The organism is Rhizobium cauense (assembly GCF_019511525.1).
Classification (GTDB): domain Bacteria; phylum Pseudomonadota; class Alphaproteobacteria; order Rhizobiales; family Rhizobiaceae; genus Rhizobium; species Rhizobium cauense.
This window is the reverse complement of the sequence record NZ_JAEUAT010000021.1, coordinates 51,280-71,832: the sequence shown is the minus strand read 5'-3', so window position 1 is coordinate 71,832 and position 20,553 is coordinate 51,280. Positions and strand designations below refer to the sequence as shown.

Here is a 20,553-nt window from a genome sequence, read left to right as displayed (position 1 = left end):
CCGGCGCACATCTTCGCCAATTCGCAGGAGATTGACATGAGCGAAGCACATCCGCTGGATCATATCGTGCTGCCTGTCGCCAATATCCGACTTGCGCGCGAGCGCTTGGGAAAGCTGGGATTTACTGTTGCTCCCGATGCCAGGCACCCATTCGGAACCGAGAATGCCTGTATTTTCTTCGCCGACGAAACATATCTGGAGCCGCTGGGGGTCGCCAGCGTGGAGTTGCACGAGACCTCGGCCAAGAAAGGCAATGTCTTTACAGCGCGCGACCGCGCCTTTCGATTTCGGTGCGGTGACAACGGTCTGTCCGCGGTTGTCTTCGCGACCGCGGATGCCGATCGCGACCACGCTCGGTTTCTTTCGGAAAAGATCAATGGCGGCGAGATGCTGCAGTTCGAGCGGCCGATGAAAATGCCCGATGGTTCGGAGGCGACCGCCGCCTTCAAGCTGGCCTTTGCGGTTGATCTGCGGGCTCCCGATTTCTTTTTCTTCACATGCCAACGCGTAAATGCACTGCCGGCAGATCGAAAAGCGTTGCAAACGCACGCAAATGGCACCAGCGGGATTGCCGAGATAATTCTGAGTTCGCCCGATCCAACGGCCTTTGCACCGTTTGTGCGTGCGGCAGCGCATTGCGCGGGCGTAGTAAGCGAGGCCTTTGGCGTGAGTGTTGCGACCCCGAACGCAAGGGTCAGCATCCTCTCGCCCGACGGGCTGGATGCCTACTTCGACCTTGCCACAGTCCCGATCGATCGCGGCTTGCGCGGTATTGCCATCGTCTTCAAGGTCGGCGATCTCGCCGTGACAGAAGCGCATTTGGCTGCTAACGGGATGACCTACACGCGCAAGAACAATCGAATTCTGGTGAAGGCAGCACCCGGGCAGGGTGCGCTCTTTGCCTTTGAGGAGAAGCGATGAGCCAGACAAATTCCGAAGTCGTGGTCGGCGAGGGTGCCGGCCGCGTGACGTTTTCCAATACCGGCAAGCTGTCACTGATTGCCGGCCCCTGCCAGATGGAGAGCCGCGATCATGCGTTCATGGTTGCTGGCGTACTGAAGGAACTTTGCGACAAGCTCGGTCTCGGCCTGGTCTACAAGTCCTCCTTCGACAAGGCGAACCGGACCTCGCTCGCGGCACAGCGCGGCATAGGCCTTGAAAAGGCGCTCGAAGTCTTTTCGGATCTCAAGGCGGAATATGGCTTTCCCGTGCTGACGGACATTCATACCGAGGAGCAGTGCGCCGAGGTTGCGACCGTTGTCGACATCCTGCAGATTCCAGCCTTCCTCAGCCGCCAGACCGACCTGCTGGTGGCTGCCGCGAATACCGGCCGCACCATCAACGTCAAGAAGGGGCAGTTCCTCGCGCCCTGGGATATGAGGAACGTCCTCAACAAGCTGAATTCCAGCGGAAATCCCAACATCCTGCTTTGCGAACGCGGCGCCTCGTTCGGCTATAACACGCTGGTTTCCGACATGCGTTCGCTGCCGATCATGGCGGCCATGGGCGCGCCGGTGATCTTCGACGCCACGCACTCGGTACAGCAGCCAGGCGGGCAGGGCGGATCGAGTGGAGGGCAGCGCGAATTCGTTGAAACGCTTGCGCGTGCGGCGGTTGCAGTCGGCGTCGCTGGCGTGTTCGTGGAAACGCACGAAGATCCGGACAATGCGCCTTCGGACGGCCCCAATATGGTTTACCTGAAGGACATGCCGCGGCTTCTCGAAAGGCTGCTTGCCTTCGACGCGATCGCCAAGGCGGCGTGAATGAAGGGAGCGCTCGCCATCAGCTGGCGAGCGCCATCCTTTTTGCGGAATATGCGGATGCCGTGGACGTCGTCGTGCCTTCGAGACGGAAGCGGGAGAGTAGCTGATTGAGGTGCACCGCCTCCTCGCCAAGTGCTCGGCAGGCCGCACTCGTCTCCTCGGCCATTGCTGCATTCTGTTGCGTGACGCTGTCCATGGTATTGACGGCGGCATTGACCTCAACGAGCGCAGTGGTCTGTTCGGCGGAGGAGCGTACGATCGCCTCGATCAGCGCCGTAACCTTCAGAACCTGCTGATCGATATGGGTGAGGGCCTCGCCCGTGCGGTTCACCAGCGCAACGCCGGTTGAAACCTGACTCGAGGACGTATCGATCAACTGCTTGATTTCCTTCGCCAGATTGGCGGACCGGCCGGCAAGGTCGCGCACTTCCTGCGCGACGACGGCAAAACCCTTCCCAGCCTCACCCGCACGCGCAGCTTCCACACCGGCATTGAGTGCAAGCAGGTTGGTCTGGAAGGCGATTTCATCAATGACGTTGATGATCTCGCCAATCTGCGCGGACGATGCCTCGATCTTCTCCATCGCAGCCACCGCCTCATGCACAACGGTCGCGGAATAGCTGGCGCTTTCCTTGGTCGCCGTCATCATCGCGTTCGCTTCATTGGCTCGCTCAGACGAGTTCTTGACGGTAACCGTGATCTGGTCGAGCGCCGAGGCTGCCTGTTCCAGCGAGGCAGCCTGATGTTCCGTCCGCCGGGCCAGATTGTCCGTGCTCGCCGCGATTTCACTGGTGCCGCCTCCGACTGCGTTCGTTGCGGTCGTGATGTCCTTCATTGTGCTGGAAAGCGTGCCCACACTTGAATTGAACTGCTCGCGCAGTCCTTCGTAGGCCGCCACGAATGGTTCATTGAGCTGGACGGTGAGGTCGCCGCCGGAAAGGCGCTCCAGACCACGGCTGAGGCTCACAATGACCCGTTCGCGGCTGGCATCTTCGTCGGCTCTGGCGGAGGCAAGCGCCGCGTCGCGCTTGCTTTGAGCCTGCCGCTCGGCATCTTGCCGCTCGCGAATATTGTTCCGCTCTTGCGCCGACTGGCGAAACACAGTGACGGCACGCGCCATTTCGCCAATCTCATCGGTGCGGCGGCTGAAGGGGACGTCCTTGGAATAGTCGCCACCGGCCAGGATCGCCATATAGTCGCGCATCGCCGAAAGCGGCACGATGGCGCGCCGGCGGAAGGCGTAGAGACCACCGAGAAGCAGGCAAAGCGAAATGGCGGCGGATGCAATCGTGATGGCCGAGAGGATGTTCGTCTGTTCGGCCGCGTCTTTTTCCGCCTTGGCCAGGAAGGCATTCGCCATATCAACGAGCTGGTTGACTGCAGTTTCGTGGATATGAAAGTTCGTCGCAAGCTTCTCGAAGGATGTCTGGATGGTCGCGGCATTGTGGTTGAGGATGGCGGGGGCAAGCTCATCCTGCATTACGTTCCAGAAGGAATCGCCTTTGACGAGGACGTCATTCAGAAGCTTTTCCTTGAGGTCGGCGCTGAGTGCGGTTTCCTGCCAGTACTTGCGGCGATCCTCGTAGGCGGGTTTCAGCACGTTCTGAATACGGTCGATGTTCTTTCCGGCGACCTCCGGGCGCTGCACCGCTTCAAGCGCAAGCATGTAGGATTCGACCACGTAGAGAGGTGGGGGCAGAATATCCGCCACCAGGTCCTTGCCGTAGATGATCTGCCGGTACATTTCTCCGTTCACCCGCAGCTTGTTGAAGGCGTAATTCTGTATGCCGATAGAAGCGACCAGTCCGGTGGCAACGATCACCGCAAAGATGGCAAGGCTTCGTGCAATATTGAGCTTCATCGTATGCCCCATAAAGTGTGACAGCGAACAACGTGTTTTTTGAAATTATTTTGAGATTTCGAGTGGCCGGTTTCAGGCCGTGTAAGGAACGCATCATGCAATAACGCCCGCCGGAGACGGGCGTTACTTCCCTACCGAGTATTAACTATAGATTCGATTTGTTACTGGCCGATAAATTTACAACCGTTTGTGACGTGAATTCGCTATTTCCAAAACTTGAAGTTTTGAAGCGCTAAAGTGCACTGATCGCCGATCGGCGATGGGGCTCTCTTCAAAAGCCTGACATATTCGCGCTATAGGGCCGTGACGTGCCAAGTCGTATCAGTGTGGCATTGTAATTTGCGTGCCTTTGATTAAACAGGCTTCCAACGTTATCACCCACCGAGCAGGAAGAACCGATGACTGCAATTACCGACATTATCGCCCGCGAGATTCTCGACAGCCGTGGCAATCCGACCGTCGAAGTCGATGTCTATCTCGAAGACGGCAGCATGGGCCGTGCGGCGGTGCCGTCGGGCGCTTCTACCGGTGCTCACGAAGCCGTCGAAGTGCGCGATGGCGGCAAGCGCTATCTCGGCAAGGGCGTTGAAAAGGCTGTCGAAGCCGCCAACACCGAAATCTTCGACGCGATCGGCGGCATCGATGCCGAAAACCAGATCCAGATCGACAACATCATGATCGAGCTGGACGGCACGCCGAACAAGTCCCGCCTCGGCGCCAACGCCATCCTCGGCGTCTCGCTGGCCGTTGCAAAGGCTGCTGCCCAGGCTGCCGGTTTGCCGCTCTACCGTTACGTCGGCGGTGCCAGCGCCCACCTGCTGCCGGTTCCGATGATGAACATCATCAACGGCGGCGCGCATGCCGACAACCCGATCGATTTCCAGGAATTCATGATCCTTCCGGTTGGCGCCGATTCCATCCGCGAAGCCGTTCGCATGGGTTCGGAAGTCTTCCACGTCCTCAAGAAGGAGCTTTCGGCTCAGGGTCACAACACCAACGTCGGTGACGAAGGTGGCTTTGCGCCTGGTCTGAAGAGCGCGCCTGAGGCCCTCGACTTCATCATGAAGTCGATCGAGAAGGCCGGTTACAAGCCTGGTGACGACATCTGCCTCGGCCTCGATTGCGCTTCGACCGAATTCTTCAAGGACGGCAAGTACGTGCTCGAAGGCGAAGGTCGCACGCTGGAGCCGGGCGCGATGGCCGAGTACCTTGCTCAGCTTGCAGCTCAGTACCCGATCATCTCGATCGAAGACGGCATGGCTGAAGACGATTGGGACGGCTGGAAGGCGCTGACCGATCTCGCCGGCAAGAAGGTTCAGCTGGTTGGCGACGATTTGTTCGTCACCAACTCGGCTCGTCTGCGCGACGGTATCAAGATGGGCGTTGCCAACTCGATCCTTATCAAGGTCAACCAGATCGGCTCGCTGACGGAAACGCTCGATGCCGTCAACACCGCGCACAAGGCAGCCTACACCGCCGTCATGTCGCACCGTTCCGGTGAAACCGAAGATTCAACGATCGCTGACCTCGCAGTTGCCACCAACTGCGGTCAGATCAAGACGGGCTCGCTGTCGCGCTCGGATCGCCTGGCCAAGTACAACCAGCTGATCCGCATCGAAGAGGGCCTTGGCCCGCAGGCTCGCTATGCCGGCCGTTCGATCATCCGCGGTTGATCGCCTCTGATTTCAGTAAATCGGACCCGCGTCCCCAAGGGCGCGGGTTTTTTCGTGCCTGATTTTTCATGGTCAACGGACAGTTAATCTCTGCCCTGTAGTCTTGAGCGTATCAAGGTAATGCGTTCGAGCGTGCGGTATGTGGACAAAGCATCACAAGAAGAAAAAGATCGGTCGTTTCGTGGTTCCCGCCATGACGGTCGCGTTTCTTTCCTACTTCGGCTATCATTGCATCCATGGCGATTACGGCCTGCGGGCAACCGAGGGCTTCGAGCGTCAGCGGATAGCACGCGAGAGGGAGTTGGCGGTTCTGAAAAGCAAGCGCGAGCATCTTGAAAAGCAGGTCGCGCTGCTGAGCGACGGTTCGATGGACAAGGATATGCTGGACGAGAAAGCGCGTCTTCAGCTGAATGTTTCTCGCGCCGACGAGATCGTCATATTCAATCACTATTCCAATTAACTGAAATCAAGTTAATCGAGATAAAGTGTTATTTATCAGTATCTTACTGGTGAATATGAGCCATGCATTTATGGCATTGCTGTGGCCAAATTTCTTCCCTATGGTACGCGCCACCAAAGAACCGACAAACCCATAGGGAGGGTTGAATGGCGCCGCGAAAAAACGCGACCGTTTCCAGCCGTAAAACTAGCGCAAAGCCGGCAAACAAGGCATCCAATGGTGGTCCTGTTGCCGATTTCACGCGCGATCAAGAGCTTAGCGCCTATCGCGAGATGCTGCTGATCCGCCGCTTCGAGGAAAAGGCTGGCCAGCTTTACGGCATGGGCTTCATTGGCGGTTTCTGTCACCTCTATATCGGCCAGGAAGCTGTCGTCGTCGGTATGCAGATGGCGCAGAAGGAAGGTGATCAGGTCATCACCGCCTATCGCGATCACGGCCATATGCTGGCAACTGGCATGAGCGCACGTGGCGTCATGGCCGAGCTGACCGGCCGCCGCGGCGGTTATTCGCGCGGCAAGGGCGGCTCGATGCACATGTTCTCCAAGGAGAAGCATTTCTACGGCGGTCACGGCATCGTCGGTGCGCAGGTCTCGCTCGGAACGGGTCTTGCCTTCGCGAACAAGTATCGTGGCAATGATAGCGTGGCAGTGGCCTACTTCGGTGACGGCGCTGCAAACCAGGGCCAGGTCTACGAGAGCTTTAACATGGCTGCTCTCTGGAAGCTGCCGATCATCTACATCGTCGAGAACAACCGTTACGCCATGGGTACGTCGACCGCCCGCGCGACCGCGCAGTCGAATTATTCGCTCCGTGGTTCAGGCTTCGGCATTCCCGGCGTTCAGGTCGACGGCATGGATGTCCGCGCGGTCAAGGCCGCTGCTGACGAAGCGCTTGAGCATTGCCGCTCCGGCAAGGGGCCGATCATCCTCGAGATGCTGACCTACCGCTATCGCGGCCACTCGATGTCCGACCCGGCGAAGTACCGCACGAAGGAAGAAGTGCAGAAGATGCGCTCCGAGCAGGATCCGATCGAGCAGGTGCGTGCGCGCCTCGTTGAGAAGGGTTGGGCTTCGGAAGACGATCTGAAGGCGATCGACAAGGATGTCCGCGATGTCGTTGCCGACAGTGCCGACTTCGCCCAGTCCGATCCGGAGCCGGATGCGTCCGAGCTCTACACTGACATTCTGCTCTAATCGGGGAGGGACGACCCATGCCAATCGATATTCTCATGCCCGCCCTCTCTCCAACGATGGAAGAAGGCACGCTTTCCAAGTGGCTCAAGCAGGAAGGCGACACCGTCAAGTCTGGCGACGTGATTGCCGAAATCGAAACCGACAAGGCGACGATGGAAGTCGAAGCCGTCGATGAAGGCGTTATCGGCAAGCTGCTGGTTCCGGCCGGCACCGAAAACGTGAAGGTCAATGCCAAGATCGCGGTCCTGCTGCAGGATGGCGAATCGGCCTCCGATATTTCTGCTGCGCCAGCCGCGCAGCCCGCACCTGCCGCCGCTCCGCAGGCGGAAGAAAAGCCCGCTGCAGCCGCTGCTCCGGTTCCGGCCGAGCCGAAGGCTGCCGTGCCGAACGATCCGGAAATTCCGGCAGGTACGGAAATGGTCTCCATGACTGTTCGCGAAGCACTTCGCGATGCCATGGCCGAAGAAATGCGGGCTGACGACAGCGTCTTCGTCATGGGCGAAGAAGTTGCCGAGTATCAGGGCGCCTACAAGGTGACCCAGGGCCTGCTGCAGGAATTTGGCGCGCGTCGCGTCATCGACACCCCGATCACCGAGCACGGCTTTGCCGGCGTCGGCGTAGGCGCGGCGATGTCCGGCCTGAAGCCGATCGTCGAGTTCATGACCTTCAACTTCGCCATGCAGGCGATCGACCAGATCATCAACTCGGCTGCCAAGACGCTCTACATGTCCGGCGGCCAGATGGGCGCTCCGATCGTGTTCCGTGGCCCGAACGGTGCCGCAGCTCGCGTTGGCGCCCAGCACAGCCAGGACTACTCGGCATGGTACAGCCAGATCCCGGGCCTCAAGGTTGTCATGCCCTACACGGCATCCGATGCCAAGGGCCTGCTCAAGGCCGCCATCCGCGATCCGAACCCGGTTGTCTTCCTGGAAAACGAAATCCTGTACGGCCAGCACTTCGACGTGCCGAAGCTCGATAATTTCGTTCTCCCGATCGGCAAGGCACGCATCCATCGTCCGGGCAAGGACGTCACGATCGTCTCCTTCGGCATCGGCATGACCTATGCCACCAAGGCTGTTGCCGAGCTCGAGAAGATCGGCATCGACGCCGAGCTGATCGACCTGCGCACGCTGCGCCCGATGGATCTTCCAACCGTGATTGAATCGGTCAAGAAGACCGGTCGTCTTGTTACCGTCGAGGAAGGCTATCCGCAGAACTCGGTCGGCACCGAAATCGCCACTCGCGTCATGCAGCAGGCCTTCGACTACCTCGATGCGCCGGTTCTCACGATCGCCGGCAAGGACGTTCCGATGCCCTACGCCGCCAATCTCGAGAAGCTCGCACTGCCGAGCGTCGCCGAAGTCGTCGATGCCGTGAAGGCTGTTTGCTACAAGTAACAAGGGGAGGGTATTTCGATGCCTATCAACATCACGATGCCTGCCCTCTCTCCGACGATGGAAGAAGGCAATCTGGCCAAGTGGCTCGTCAAGGAAGGCGACACGGTCAAGTCGGGCGACATCATTGCGGAAATCGAAACCGACAAGGCGACGATGGAAGTCGAAGCCGTCGATGAAGGCACTGTTGCCAAGATCGTCGTTCCTGCGGGCACCGAAGGCGTAAAGGTCAATGCCCTGATCGCGGTGCTTGCTGCCGATGGTGAGGATGTATCCGCCGCTGCAAGCGGTGCAGGCTCTCCCGCCCCGGCGCCAAAGGCTGCTGAAGCCCCGAAGGCAGAAGTAGCATCGGCAGCACCGGCTCCGGCTGCCGCCGCACCGGTTCCGGCCGCGGCACCTGCAGCCGCGCCGGCGGGTGGCAATCGCACATTCTCGTCGCCGCTCGCACGCCGGCTGGCCAAGGAAGCCGGAATCGACCTGTCCGCGATTGCGGGCTCTGGTCCGCACGGCCGCGTGGTCAAAGTCGACGTAGAAGCCGCCGTTGCCGGTGGTGGTGCCAAGGCAGCTCCGGCTGCAGCTGCGCCACAGGCCGCAGCTCAGGCTCCGGCCCCTGTGGCGAAACCCGCTTCTGACGATGCCGTTCTCAAGCTCTTCGAGCCAGGTTCCTACGAACTCGTGCCGCATGACGGCATGCGCAAGGTCATCGCCAAGCGCCTGGTCGAATCCAAGCAGACCGTGCCGCACTTCTACGTCACCGTCGATTGCGAGCTCGATGCGCTGATGTCTCTGCGTGCGCAGCTCAACGACGCGGCGCCCCGCAAGGATGGCGCACCGGCCTACAAGCTGTCGGTCAACGACATGGTCATCAAGGCCCTGGCGCTGGCGCTGCGCGATGTTCCGGATGCGAACGTCTCCTGGACCGAAAGCAACATGGTCAAGCACAAGCACGCCGATGTCGGCGTTGCCGTCTCGATCCCTGGTGGCCTGATCACCCCGATCGTCCGCAAGGCCGAGGAGAAGACCTTGTCGGCGATCTCCAACGAGATGCGCGACCTCGGCAAGCGCGCCAAGGACCGCAAGCTGAAGCCTGAAGAATACCAGGGTGGTACATCGTCGGTCTCCAACATGGGCATGATGGGCGTGAAGCAGTTCGCAGCCGTCATAAACCCACCGCATGCAACGATCCTCGCGGTCGGTGCAGGCGAGCAGCGCCCGGTTGTCAAGAATGGTCAGCTGGCCGTCGCAACTGTGATGACCGTCACGCTGTCGACCGACCATCGCTGCGTCGACGGCGCGCTCGGCGCGGAGCTGCTGCAGGCGTTCAAGGGCTACATCGAAAATCCGATGGGCATGCTCGTCTGAAACCGGAGCGGAGGCGGAAATGACGAAGACCGTTCTTTGCTATGGTGACTCGCTGACCTGGGGCTACGACGCCGACACGATCGGACGTCATGCCTACAAGGATCGTTGGCCAAGCGCGCTTCAGGCGGCACTTGGCAACGATGTCAGGATCATTGCTGAAGGATTGAACGGGCGGACCACCGCCTTCGACGACCACCTCGCCGACTGCGACCGGAACGGCGCACGCATCCTGCCGACGATCCTGCAGACGCATGCGCCGCTTGATCTCGTCATTCTGCTGCTTGGCACCAACGACATGAAGCCTGTCGTGGCGGGCTCGGCCTTTGCCGCCTGCCAGGGCATTGCGCGGCTGGTGCGTCTGATCCGAAACCATGCCTGGCCCTTCGAGTTCGATGGGCCGGACATTTTGATCGTCGCGCCGCCGAAGGTCCGCGAGACGGCGAACGTACCATTTGCGGCGTCGTTCGTCGGTGCCATTGAGGAGTCGGCAAAACTTCCGACCCTCTATCGTGATCTCGCGGACGAACTCGGCTGCGGCTTCTTTGATGGCAATTCGGTGGCGAAGACGACGCCGGTCGATGGCATTCACCTCGATGCGGACAATACCCGCGCTCTTGGGCGCGGCATGGAATCAACTGTACGGATGATGCTGGGGCTTTGAGCATGGGATCCTTCGTTTCGCTTCGTTCCGCGACGCGGGAGGATGCGACGGAGCTGGCTCTACTCACGGATATCGCGTCGCATGGTTTTGCCTCCTGGCTATGGCTCTCGGAGCTTGGAAACGGCGGCGGCGATACGCCGATGGAGCGAGGGCGGCAGAAGTTGCGTGGCGACCAGGGGCGGGGCAACTGGAGCGATGCGGTGATTGCCGAAGCCTATGGCGAGATCGCGGGAGCCGCGATCGGCTACGGTCTCGACGAAGGCATACGGAATATTGAGGCGGATCGTCCGGCGTTGAGGCCGGTCATCGATCTGCAGAAGATGGTGGTGGGAAGCTGGTTTATCGGAACGCTCGGTGTCTACAGCCATCTGCGTGGCATCGGGATCGGTCGACGGCTTTTGAAAGATCAGATTGAGCGGGCGGCAAGCGCCCCGGTCAGCTTGATCACCGCAGGTTACAACGAAGCGGCTCTGTCGCTTTACAAGAAGAATGGATTTTCGGAGGCGGCGCGCGCGAATGCCGTGGCCTTCTTCGAAAACGGCAGGAAACACGAGTGGGTGCTTCTCACCCGCGACGCCCGATAGCAAAGGCAGGAAAACATGGCTGAGAACTACGACGTCATCATCATCGGCTCCGGACCCGGGGGCTATGTCGCCGCCGTGCGCGCCAGCCAGCTGGGCCTCAAGACCGCGATCGTGGAACGCGAGCACCTCGGTGGCATCTGCCTGAACTGGGGCTGCATCCCGACCAAGGCTCTGCTGCGCTCGGCCGAGGTTCTCGACCACGCCAACCATGCCAAGGACTACGGCCTCGTCCTCGAAGGCAAGATGACTGCCGACGTCAAGGCCGTCGTCGCCCGCTCGCGCGGCGTCTCGGCGCGGCTGAACGGCGGCGTCGGCTTCCTGATGAAGAAGAACAAGGTCGACGTCATCTGGGGCGAAGCCAAGATCACCAAGCCGGGCGAGATCGTCGTCGGCAAGTCTTCCAAGCCCGTCGTCGAGCCGCAGAACCCGGTTCCGAAGAACATCAAGGGCGAGGGCACTTACAATGCCAAGCACATCATCATCGCCACGGGCGCCCGCCCGCGCGCACTGCCGGGCATCGAGCCCGATGGCAAGCTGATCTGGACTTATTTCGAGGCGATGAAGCCGGCGGCCCTGCCGAAGTCGCTGATCGTCATGGGCTCTGGCGCCATCGGTATCGAGTTCGCCAGCTTCTACCGCTCGATGGGCGTCGACGTCACCGTTGTCGAGGTCATGCCGACGATCATGCCGGTCGAGGACGTCGAAGTCACGGCGATCGCCCGCAAGCAGCTTGAAAAGCGCGGCATGAAGATCATCACCAGCGCCAAGATCACCAAGGTCGACAAAGCAGCTGACAGCCTCACCGCGCATGTCGAGACGGCTGACGGCAACGTCCAGCAGATCACCGCCGACCGCATGATCTCGGCCGTCGGCGTCCAGGGCAACATCGAAAACCTCGGTCTTGAGGCCGTTGGCGTCAAGACCGATCGCGGCTGCGTCGTCATCGACGGCTACGGCAAGACGAATGTCGCCGGCATCTACGCCATCGGCGACGTCGCCGGCCCGCCGATGCTCGCCCACAAGGCCGAGCACGAAGGCGTCGTCTGCGTCGAGAAGATTGCCGGCCTGCCGAACGTTCATGCCACCGACAAGAGCAAGGTCCCAGGCTGCACCTACTGCAACCCGCAGGTCGCTTCCGTTGGCCTGACCGAAGCCAAGGCCAAGGAATTGGGCCGCGACATCCGCGTCGGTCGCTTCTCCTTTGCCGCGAACGGCAAGGCGATCGCACTCGGCGAAGATCAGGGTCTCTGCAAGGTCATCTTCGACAAGAAGACCGGCGAGCTGCTCGGCGCCCACATGGTCGGCGCTGAAGTCACCGAGTTGATCCAGGGCTTTGTCGTCGCCATGAACCTGGAGACAACAGAAGAAGAACTGATGCACACCATCTTCCCGCATCCGACGGTTTCTGAAACCATGAAGGAAGCGGTACTCGATGCTTACGGTCGAGTGCTGAACGCCTGATCGTTTCCTCCTCATTGCAGAGGGTGGAAAAAGTAAAAGGCGATCATCATGTTTATGGTGTGTCAGAGCCGTCATCGTGGTTCTGATCGCAAGGGCGATAGCATAAAGGGGCGACGGCAGGATGGAAGGCGTAGGCTGGATCGCAGCGATCATCATCGGCGGTTTTGCGGGTTGGCTCGCAGGTAAGCTGATGGAGGCCCGCTACGGGATATTGCTCAACATCGTGCTCGGTATCGTCGGCTCTGTCGTCTCAACCGCGATTTTGGCGCAATTTCATATAGAGGTGGCCGGCGGCAGGCTCGGCTACTTCATCACGGGTTTTCTTGGTGCCTGCTTGCTGATATTCGTCGCGCGGCTCGTCCGCCGATAGATAGGGCTTTTGCCGCATGGAGCGGCGGAGATTTGAACTGCCATGGTAACCATTCTCGACACGATCAATCCTGACGCCAAGCGCGTGCGCCACCCGGAGAAGGCCCATAAGCCCGACACCGAGGTCATGCGCAAGCCGGATTGGATCCGCGTCAAGGCGCCGACCTCCAAGGGATACGCCGAAACCCGCTCGATCGTGAAGGAGCACAAGCTCGTCACCGTCTGCGAGGAAGCCGGCTGCCCCAACATCGGCGAGTGCTGGGACAAGAAGCACGCGACCTTCATGATCATGGGCGAGATCTGTACCCGCGCCTGCGCCTTCTGCAATGTCTCGACCGGCAAGCCGAACGCGCTCGATATGGCCGAGCCCGAGAACGTCGCCAAGGCTGTCAAGCAGATGGGCCTCAGCCACGTGGTCATCACCTCGGTCGACCGCGACGATCTGGAAGACGGTGGCGCCGAGCATTTCGAGAAGGTGATCTGGGCGATCCGCGCTGCGTCGCCGGGAACCACGATCGAGATCCTGACGCCTGACTTCCTGAAAAAGCCCGGCGCGCTGGAGCGCGTCGTTGCCGCCAAGCCCGACGTCTTCAATCACAACATGGAAACAGTCGCTGGCAATTACCTCACGGTTCGTCCCGGCGCGCGCTACTTCCATTCCATCCGCCTGCTGCAGCGCGTGAAGGAACTGGATCCCACCATGTTCACCAAGTCCGGCATCATGGTCGGCCTCGGCGAAGAGCGAAACGAAGTGCTGCAGTTGATGGACGACCTGCGGACCGCCGACGTCGACTTCCTGACGATCGGCCAGTACCTGCAGCCGACCCGCAAGCACCACAAGGTCATGAGCTTCGTCACGCCTGACGAGTTCAAGTCCTACGAGACGGTTGCCTACACCAAGGGCTTTCTGATGGTGGCTTCTAGCCCGCTGACACGCTCGTCGCACCATGCCGGCGATGATTTCGCGCGCTTGAAGGCCGCACGCGAGAAAAAGCTGCTGATCGCAGCGGAATAATCAACGAGCGCTTGCATTTTCTGAAAGCCGCGGCGATTTTGCCGCGGCTTTTTGTTTGCAGAGGCGACCAGATGCCGGCTTACATCGACGATATCGGCAAAGCCGCGGCACTGCTGCGGCAATCCGAGCGCATCATGGTCATCGGCTGCTCCGGCGGCGGCAAGAGCACCTTGTCGCGAAAACTCAGCAGCAGGTTCGATCTACCTTACTTCTCGATGGACAAAGAGTTCTTCTGGCTTCCGGGTTGGGTCAAGCGCGCGAAGGACGAAGAGCGCCGTCTGATCACCACGGTTGTCGACGGCGAACGTTGGCTCATGGACGGAACCGGGCCATCGACCTTCGATCTTCGCGTCCCGCGCGCGCAACTGGTGATCTGGGTGCGCATGCCGCGCTGGCTTTGCCTGTGGGGTATCTGCAAACGCGCGCTCTTCCATTTCGGCAGGACACGACCGGACATGGCGCCCGGATGCCTGGAGCGGGTACCGGACCGGGAGTTCCTGACCTACATCTGGACGTTCGAGAAGCGGTTCGCGCCCATGGTGATCGCCGGGCTTGACAGGCACGGACCTGATGTGCCGGTTTTTCAGCTGAAAAGCCGGCGAGACGTCAACCACCTTCTTGATCTTCTCGGCGCTCCCACTTAACTGCCGATCATGCCTCAGTTCGAAACGCATCGCCCCGTCCCGCATTCCGCCGATCAGATGTTCGACCTCGTCGCCGATGTCGAGCACTATCCGCAGTTCCTGCCGCTCTGTGAGGCGCTGAGCATTCGCAGCCGCAAGGAGCGCGACGGCAAGGTTCTGCTGATTGCCGATATGACCGTCGGCTACAAGGCGATCCGCGAGACTTTCACGACGCAGGTCCTGTTGAACCGGGCCGAACGGCTTATCGAGGTCAAGTATATCGACGGGCCATTCCGCTACCTCGACAATCGCTGGCGCTTCGAGGAGACGGCAACGGGCAGCAACGTTCACTTCTTCATCGACTACGAGTTCAAGAGCCGCATCCTTGGGGCGGTGATGGGCTCGATGTTCGATCGCGCCTTCCGCATGTTCTCGGAAGCCTTCGAAACGCGGGCGACGAAGATTTACGGCTGAGCGAAGTCCCTGATCATGCCGAGGGCGGTCCTGACTGTCTCGAGGCGGACCTGGTCGCGGCCTATATCGCCGTAGAGCATTTTCCGATGAATGAGGTCGCCTCTGCGTGACTTCGCGGCAAGGTGGACGAGGCCGACCGGCTTCTCAGCCGATCCGCCACCGGGCCCGGCTATGCCCGTGACGGCAACCGCGATATCAGCGCGGGACCGGAAGAGGGCGCCGTGTACCATCTGTCGCGCGGTCTCCTCCGAGACGGCACCGAACCGGATCAACGTTTCCTCCTGAACGCCAAGCATCTCCATCTTGGCGGTGTTCGTATAGGTGACGAATCCCCTGTCAACGACAGCCGATGATCCCGAAATCTCCGTCAGCGCACCCGCTATCAGTCCGCCGGTGCAGGATTCGGCCGTCGAGACCATCAACCCAGCGGCTGTGAAGTCGCGAATGATTGCCTCTGCCTGTGCGATGATGTCGTCGGGGAAGATGCTCACTTCAAGCGCTCCGGTAGACGACGGTGGCGGTGGCAATCGCGGCAATACCTTCGCGCCGGCCGACAAAGCCGATCTTCTCGTTCGTTGTCGCCTTCACCGAGCAGCGGTCGATGGTGATGCCGAGAAACTCCGACAGCTTGGCGCGCATCTCATCGCGATGCGGTCCGACCTTCGGCGCCTCGGCGATCAGCGACACGTCGGCATTCATGATGGTGCCGCCGCGTTCGCGTACGATCTTTGCGGCATGCTCGATGAAGATGCGCGACGGCGCGCCCTTCCACTGCGGATCCGAAGGTGGGAAATGGTCGCCGATATCGCCGGCGCCGCACGTTGCAAGCAGCGCGTCCGTCAATGCGTGCAGCGCCACGTCCGCGTCGGAGTGGCCCTTCAGCTTTTGGTCGTGGGGAATGAACACACCGCAGAGTGTCACGCCGTCGCCAGGCTCCAGTTGATGAACATCATAACCGTTGCCGGTCCGCACGTCAGGAAGTGCCTGTCCTGAAAGCCTGCTGTCTGCCATTGTGATATCCCGTCTGACTGTCAGTTTCACATTGTCCGCCAGCCCCTCAACGATCCGTACCGGCATGCCGGCCCATTCGGCAATGGCCGCATCGTCGGTGAACTCCGTCAGTTCTGCGGCGGCTGCTCTCTCGTGAGCCGCCAAGATCGGTTCGAAGGCGAACGACTGGGGTGTTTGCGCGGCGTAAAGATGAGCGCGGGAAACGGTATCGAGCACCGTTCCGTCGCTATCCGCCCGCTTCAACGTATCAGCGACCGGCATTGCAGGCAGGACCGCTGGTATGCCATCCGAGAGCAGATCAGCGATGCGATCAAGAAGCGCATGGTCGAAGAAAGGCCGGACGGCGTCATGGATCAACACGTGCGAGAGGTTCTTGCCGCTTAGATGGCGCAGGCCCGCGAGCACGGATTGTTGCCTTGTCGGCCCGCCATGCACGACATCGATTTGCGCGCTCTGCGTGAGCTGACCAACTGCCTTGGCAAAAAGCGCCTCGTCATCGGCGTGGATCACTACGACGATGTGGCGAGCAAGCTGCCAACTCGCAAATTTCTCCAATGTATGGGTAATCACCGGCCTGCCGCCGATTGCGCGATATTGCTTCGGACCTTCTTCGGATGCGCCCGCGCGCTCGCCACGCCCGGCAGCTACGATGACGATGCCTGCCATTACTGGTTGCTTTTGATGCATTTGCGGCATAAATCCTCAGAGCGCTGATCTTGCGCCGGTGCTTAGCGGCTTGGCGCACGGAATTCCAGCATTTGCCCGAAAAATGTCAATTCGCGCGCAGCCCCCTTGGCAAGTCATACAAACCTGTCTAAAAATAGTGCACGCATTTGGCGTGCCTGAAAGATAATCAGATTGTCAGATACAGACCTTGCAGCACCGTTGCGGATCGGACCGGTCGAAGTCAGGAACCGCGTTGTCCTGGCGCCGATGTCCGGCGTAACGGATATGCCTTTCCGGCAGTTGGCATGGCGCTATGGCGCCGGGCTTGTCGTAACCGAAATGGTCGCAAGCCGTGAGCTCGTGAACAGCACGGCCGAATCATGGGCGCGCCTTGAGAGCGCAGGCTTTGAGCCGCATATGGTCCAGCTCGCCGGCCGTGAAGCGCATTGGATGGCCGAAGCAGCGAAAATCTCGGCCGATCACGGCGCCGACATTATCGACATCAACATGGGCTGCCCGGCAAAAAAGGTTACGGGCGGCTATTCAGGTTCCGCGCTGATGCGCGATCCCGATCACGCACTGAGTTTGATAGAAGCGACAGTCAACGCCGTTGACGTTCCCGTGACCCTGAAAATGCGGCTCGGTTGGGACGAAAATTCGATCAACGCGCCTCAGATTGCACGTCGCGCCGAGGAGGCCGGCGTCCAGCTGATTACGATCCATGGTCGCACTCGTATGCAATTTTATGAGGGGCGTGCCGACTGGGATGCAATCCGGGCCGTGCGAGATGCCGTCACTGTCCCGCTGGTGGCAAACGGCGATGTCGAGAGCGTTGAAGACGCCCATGAGATCCTACGTCGATCCGGGGCCGATGCGGTCATGATTGGAAGAGGCTGTCAGGGTAGGCCGTGGCATGCAGGCGTGTTGGCTGGTCACCCTGGGCCCAAGACATGGGAGATCCCCGACATTGCCGCCGAACACTACCGCATGATGCTCGAGTTCTATGGCGAAGCGGTCGCTGTCCGTCACGCAAGGAAACACCTCGCCTGGTATCTCGATCGCTTCGCGCCTCAGATTTCGGTGCATGAGAAGGCGGCAGTCATGACCGCGCGTGAGGCTGGGGAGGTTGCCGCGAGGTTTTATGATGCTTTGATGGCTGCGGCGTCGGATACGCAGACCCGGGAGGCTGCATGACGAATGACGTGCCATCGTCCGTCGACAGCGGCGGTAGCGCCGTTGCGACCGCTGTGCTCAACGCGATCCAGAATCCTGTCGTAATGGTGAATGAGGCTGGCCTCATCGCCTTCGCCAATTGGGAGGCCGAGGCCTTTTTTGGTGCCAGCGCAGCCCATCTTGCGCGGTACAAGATCTCGACCTTCATCCCGTTCGGCAGCCCGTTGCTGGCCTTGATCGATCAGGTTCGCGAAAGGCGGGCGCCAATCAACGAATATCGCGTCGACCTGAGTTCGCCGCGTCTCGGACAGGACAAGCTCGTCGATTTGTACGTTGCGCCTGTGGTCAGCGATCCGGGCTCCGTCGTGATTGTCTTCCAGGAGCGGTCGATGGCGGACAAGATTGACCGCCAGCTGACACATCGCGCGGCCGCCCGCTCGGTTACAGGTCTTGCCTCCATGCTGGCGCATGAGATCAAGAATCCGCTTTCAGGTATTCGCGGTGCGGCACAGTTGCTGGAGCAATCGGTTGTCGACGACGACCGGGCTTTGACGCGGCTGATCTGCGACGAAACGGATCGGATCGTGTCGCTGGTGGACCGGATGGAGGTCTTCTCGGATGAGCGGCCCGTCGACCGTGTTCCCGTCAATATCCACTCGGTGCTTGATCACGTGAAGGCTGTGGCGAAAGCCGGTTTCGCGCGGCACCTGCGCATTACCGAGAATTACGATCCTTCTTTGCCGTCGGTCTACGCGAACCGCGATCAGCTTGTTCAGGTGTTCCTCAATCTGGTGAAGAATGCAGCGGAAGCTATTGGCGATCGCCCGGATGGCGAAATCGTTCTGACGACCGCTTACCGCTCGGGCATTCGCTTGTCGGTCGCGGGAACGCGCGAGAAGATTTCGCTGCCGCTCGAATTCTGCGTTCAGGACAACGGGCCAGGCGTTCCGGCGGATCTTCTGCCGCATCTGTTCGATCCGTTCATCACTACAAAGACGAACGGCAGCGGCCTCGGCCTGGCGCTGGTCGCCAAGATTATCGGTGACCATGGCGGCATAATCGAATGCGACAGTCAGAACAACCGCACAACATTCCGCGTCTTGATGCCGGCCTCCAAGGACGCATCGATGGAAGACGCAACGACCACAACTCCCACAGGACCTACTCGATGACAGCAACGATCCTCGTCGCGGATGATGATGCGGCAATTCGTACCGTGCTTAATCAGGCTCTGAGCCGCGCCGGCTATGACGTGCGCATTACCTCCAACGCAGCAACGCTCTGGCGTTGGGTGTCGGCGGGCGAGGGCGATCTTGTCGTAACCGATGTCGTGATGCCCGACGAAAATGCGTTCGACCTGTTGCCGCGCATCAAGAAAGCACGCCCGGATTTGCCCGTGCTCGTGATGAGCGCGCAGAACACCTTCATGACGGCGATCAAAGCCTCGGAGAAAGGTGCCTATGATTATCTGCCGAAGCCGTTTGACCTGACCGAACTGATCGGCATCATCGGTCGGGCGCTGGCCGAGCCGAAGCGCAAGCCTGCCAAGCTCGACGAGGACATGCAGGATGGCATGCCGCTCGTTGGCCGTTCGGCGGCGATGCAGGAAATCTACCGCGTTCTCGCACGTCTGATGCAGACTGATCTGACGCTCATGATCACCGGCGAGTCCGGCACCGGCAAGGAGCTGGTGGCGCGGGCGCTGCACGACTATGGCAAGCGTCGCAACGGACCCTTCGTCGCGATCAATATGGCTGCGATCCCGCGCGACCTGATCGAGTCCGAGTTGTTTGGTCACGAGAAGGGCGCGTTCACCGGCGCTCAGACACGCTCCACCGGCCGTTTTGAACAAGCTGAGGGCGGTACGCTGTTTCTCGACGAAATCGGTGACATGCCGATGGACGCGCAGACGCGCCTCCTGCGCGTGCTGCAGCAGGGCGAATACACGACCGTTGGCGGCCGGACGCCGATCCGTACCGACGTGCGTATCGTCGCTGCCACCAACAAAGACCTCAAGCAGGCGATCAATCAGGGCCTGTTCCGTGAAGACCTTTATTATCGCCTGAATGTCGTTCCGCTGCGCTTGCCGCCGTTGCGTGACCGTGCTGAGGATATTCCGGATCTGGTCCGCCACTTCGTCCAGCAGGCGGAGAAGGAAGGACTCGGTTCGAAGCGGTTCGATCAGGAAGCGCTCGACCTGATGAAAGCCTACGCCTGGCCCGGCAACGTACGTGAGCTTGAGAATCTCATTCGCCGGCTCATGGCGCTCTATCCACAGGATGTCATTACGCGCGAAATCATCGAATCCGAGCTTCGATCGGATGTGCCCGACAGTCCGATCGACAAGGGACCGATCCGCAACGGCAACATGACGATCGCTCAGGCTGTCGAGGAAAATATGCGAACATACTTCGCAGGATTCGGCGATGGCCTGCCGCCCCCAGGGCTTTACGATCGCATATTGACCGAAATGGAGTATCCGCTGATTCTGGCTGCACTTACAGCGACGCGCGGCAATCAGATCAAGGCGGCCGACCTGTTGGGTCTCAACCGCAATACGCTGCGCAAGAAGATCCGCGAGCTTGGAGTATCCGTGTACAGGAGCTCCCGCACCGCTTGACAATGTGACTGGGCACGTTGCATTTTCGCCACATTGCGTTGCTTAGAAGTCACGCATGGGGTTCGTGGTTTCGCTGCTGTCTGTAGACCTGACGGTATTCGCCGTTGCGTCGATATGGCAGGCTGGCGGCTTTTGCCCCGGTCCGCGGGGAGCGGCGGAGGCGATTGCCTGCCGCCAGGAGAATTAAGCG

21 protein-coding genes are annotated in these 20,553 nt (G+C 60.2%); 18 read left to right on the top strand and 3 right to left on the bottom strand.

The window, feature by feature from the left end; all coding sequences use genetic code 11:
* The first annotated feature begins 36 nt into the window (after positions 1 to 36).
* Both JNB88_RS28095 and kdsA read left to right on the top strand, forming a co-directional pair.
* Entirely contained in the window at positions 37 to 921 is an 885-nt protein-coding gene (locus JNB88_RS28095; RefSeq protein WP_220358332.1) for a VOC family protein, read from the top strand.
* Positions 918 to 1,763 carry a 3-deoxy-8-phosphooctulonate synthase gene (gene kdsA / locus JNB88_RS28090; RefSeq protein WP_220358331.1) on the top strand — a complete coding sequence of 282 codons (846 nt, stop codon included), beginning with the start codon at positions 918 to 920 and terminating at the stop codon, positions 1,761 to 1,763. The genes JNB88_RS28095 and kdsA overlap by 4 nt, the downstream gene beginning before the upstream one ends.
* Before the next feature lie 19 nt (positions 1,764 to 1,782).
* Here the strand turns inward: kdsA and JNB88_RS28085 are convergent, their stop codons facing one another.
* On the bottom strand, positions 1,783 to 3,624 hold the full coding sequence (locus tag JNB88_RS28085) for a methyl-accepting chemotaxis protein (RefSeq protein ID WP_220358330.1): 1,842 nt from the start codon (positions 3,622 to 3,624) through the stop codon (positions 1,783 to 1,785).
* Between the two features lie 398 nt (positions 3,625 to 4,022).
* Here JNB88_RS28085 and eno point away from each other — a divergent pair, with 398 nt between their 5' ends.
* The 12 genes from eno to JNB88_RS28025 all read left to right on the top strand — a co-directional run bounded on the left by eno (position 4,023) and on the right by JNB88_RS28025 (position 14,893).
* The gene (eno, locus tag JNB88_RS28080) at positions 4,023 to 5,297 is read left to right on the top strand and encodes a phosphopyruvate hydratase (RefSeq protein ID WP_037127725.1); all 1,275 of its coding nucleotides are present in this window, start codon (positions 4,023 to 4,025) and stop codon (positions 5,295 to 5,297) included.
* Positions 5,298 to 5,436: 139 nt separating this feature from the next.
* Positions 5,437 to 5,757 (top strand): FtsB family cell division protein, encoded by a 321-nt coding sequence (locus JNB88_RS28075; protein WP_037127727.1) that lies wholly within the window; start codon positions 5,437 to 5,439, stop codon positions 5,755 to 5,757.
* Positions 5,758 to 5,903: 146 nt separating this feature from the next.
* A complete protein-coding gene (gene pdhA, locus JNB88_RS28070; protein WP_037127729.1) occupies positions 5,904 to 6,950 on the top strand; it encodes a pyruvate dehydrogenase (acetyl-transferring) E1 component subunit alpha in 1,047 nt (348 codons plus the stop codon).
* Between the two features lie 17 nt (positions 6,951 to 6,967).
* Positions 6,968 to 8,347 carry a pyruvate dehydrogenase complex E1 component subunit beta gene (locus tag JNB88_RS28065; RefSeq protein ID WP_220358329.1) on the top strand — a complete coding sequence of 460 codons (1,380 nt, stop codon included), beginning with the start codon at positions 6,968 to 6,970 and terminating at the stop codon, positions 8,345 to 8,347.
* Positions 8,348 to 8,365: 18 nt separating this feature from the next.
* Positions 8,366 to 9,706, top strand: coding sequence for a pyruvate dehydrogenase complex dihydrolipoamide acetyltransferase (locus JNB88_RS28060; protein WP_220358328.1), 1,341 nt, complete (start codon positions 8,366 to 8,368; stop codon positions 9,704 to 9,706).
* A gap of 19 nt (positions 9,707 to 9,725) precedes the next feature.
* On the top strand, positions 9,726 to 10,367 hold the full coding sequence (locus tag JNB88_RS28055) for an SGNH/GDSL hydrolase family protein (protein ID WP_220358327.1): 642 nt from the start codon (positions 9,726 to 9,728) through the stop codon (positions 10,365 to 10,367).
* A 2-nt stretch (positions 10,368 to 10,369) separates the two neighbouring features.
* Positions 10,370 to 10,951, top strand: coding sequence for a GNAT family N-acetyltransferase (locus JNB88_RS28050; RefSeq protein WP_220358326.1), 582 nt, complete (start codon positions 10,370 to 10,372; stop codon positions 10,949 to 10,951).
* Positions 10,952 to 10,966: 15 nt separating this feature from the next.
* Positions 10,967 to 12,412: a dihydrolipoyl dehydrogenase gene (gene lpdA, locus JNB88_RS28045; RefSeq protein WP_220358325.1), complete on the top strand. Its 1,446-nt coding sequence runs from the start codon at positions 10,967 to 10,969 to the stop codon at positions 12,410 to 12,412.
* Between the two features lie 121 nt (positions 12,413 to 12,533).
* Positions 12,534 to 12,782, top strand: coding sequence for a GlsB/YeaQ/YmgE family stress response membrane protein (locus tag JNB88_RS28040; RefSeq protein ID WP_037127743.1), 249 nt, complete (start codon positions 12,534 to 12,536; stop codon positions 12,780 to 12,782).
* Positions 12,783 to 12,824: 42 nt separating this feature from the next.
* The gene (gene lipA, locus JNB88_RS28035) at positions 12,825 to 13,796 is read left to right on the top strand and encodes a lipoyl synthase (protein WP_220358324.1); all 972 of its coding nucleotides are present in this window, start codon (positions 12,825 to 12,827) and stop codon (positions 13,794 to 13,796) included.
* 71 nt (positions 13,797 to 13,867) lie between these two features.
* Positions 13,868 to 14,440 (top strand): P-loop NTPase family protein, encoded by a 573-nt coding sequence (locus tag JNB88_RS28030; protein WP_220358323.1) that lies wholly within the window; start codon positions 13,868 to 13,870, stop codon positions 14,438 to 14,440.
* A gap of 9 nt (positions 14,441 to 14,449) precedes the next feature.
* Complete coding sequence (locus JNB88_RS28025; RefSeq protein ID WP_220358322.1) at positions 14,450 to 14,893, top strand: type II toxin-antitoxin system RatA family toxin; 444 nt, start codon at positions 14,450 to 14,452, stop codon at positions 14,891 to 14,893.
* Here JNB88_RS28025 and JNB88_RS28020 read toward each other — a convergent pair.
* Both JNB88_RS28020 and JNB88_RS28015 read right to left on the bottom strand, forming a co-directional pair.
* On the bottom strand, positions 14,884 to 15,384 hold the full coding sequence (locus JNB88_RS28020) for a CinA family protein (protein ID WP_220358321.1): 501 nt from the start codon (positions 15,382 to 15,384) through the stop codon (positions 14,884 to 14,886). The genes JNB88_RS28025 and JNB88_RS28020 overlap by 10 nt on opposite strands.
* A gap of 1 nt (position 15,385) precedes the next feature.
* Positions 15,386 to 16,600, bottom strand: a complete 1,215-nt coding sequence (locus JNB88_RS28015) for a bifunctional 2-C-methyl-D-erythritol 4-phosphate cytidylyltransferase/2-C-methyl-D-erythritol 2,4-cyclodiphosphate synthase (RefSeq protein ID WP_220358320.1) — start codon at positions 16,598 to 16,600, stop codon at positions 15,386 to 15,388.
* Between the two features lie 237 nt (positions 16,601 to 16,837).
* Here JNB88_RS28015 and dusB point away from each other — a divergent pair, with 237 nt between their 5' ends.
* The 4 genes from dusB to JNB88_RS34230 are packed head-to-tail and all read left to right on the top strand — an operon-like array spanning position 16,838 to position 20,550.
* Positions 16,838 to 17,764, top strand: coding sequence for a tRNA dihydrouridine synthase DusB (dusB, locus tag JNB88_RS28010; RefSeq protein ID WP_262928095.1), 927 nt, complete (start codon positions 16,838 to 16,840; stop codon positions 17,762 to 17,764).
* Entirely contained in the window at positions 17,761 to 18,915 is a 1,155-nt protein-coding gene (locus JNB88_RS28005) for a two-component system sensor histidine kinase NtrB (protein WP_220358318.1), read from the top strand. Before dusB ends, JNB88_RS28005 begins: the two co-directional genes overlap by 4 nt.
* Entirely contained in the window at positions 18,912 to 20,363 is a 1,452-nt protein-coding gene (gene ntrC / locus JNB88_RS28000; RefSeq protein ID WP_037127756.1) for a nitrogen regulation protein NR(I), read from the top strand. Before JNB88_RS28005 ends, ntrC begins: the two co-directional genes overlap by 4 nt.
* 55 nt (positions 20,364 to 20,418) lie before the next feature.
* Positions 20,419 to 20,550: a hypothetical protein gene (locus JNB88_RS34230; RefSeq protein WP_262928094.1), complete on the top strand. Its 132-nt coding sequence runs from the start codon at positions 20,419 to 20,421 to the stop codon at positions 20,548 to 20,550.
* Positions 20,551 to 20,553: the final 3 nt, after the last annotated feature.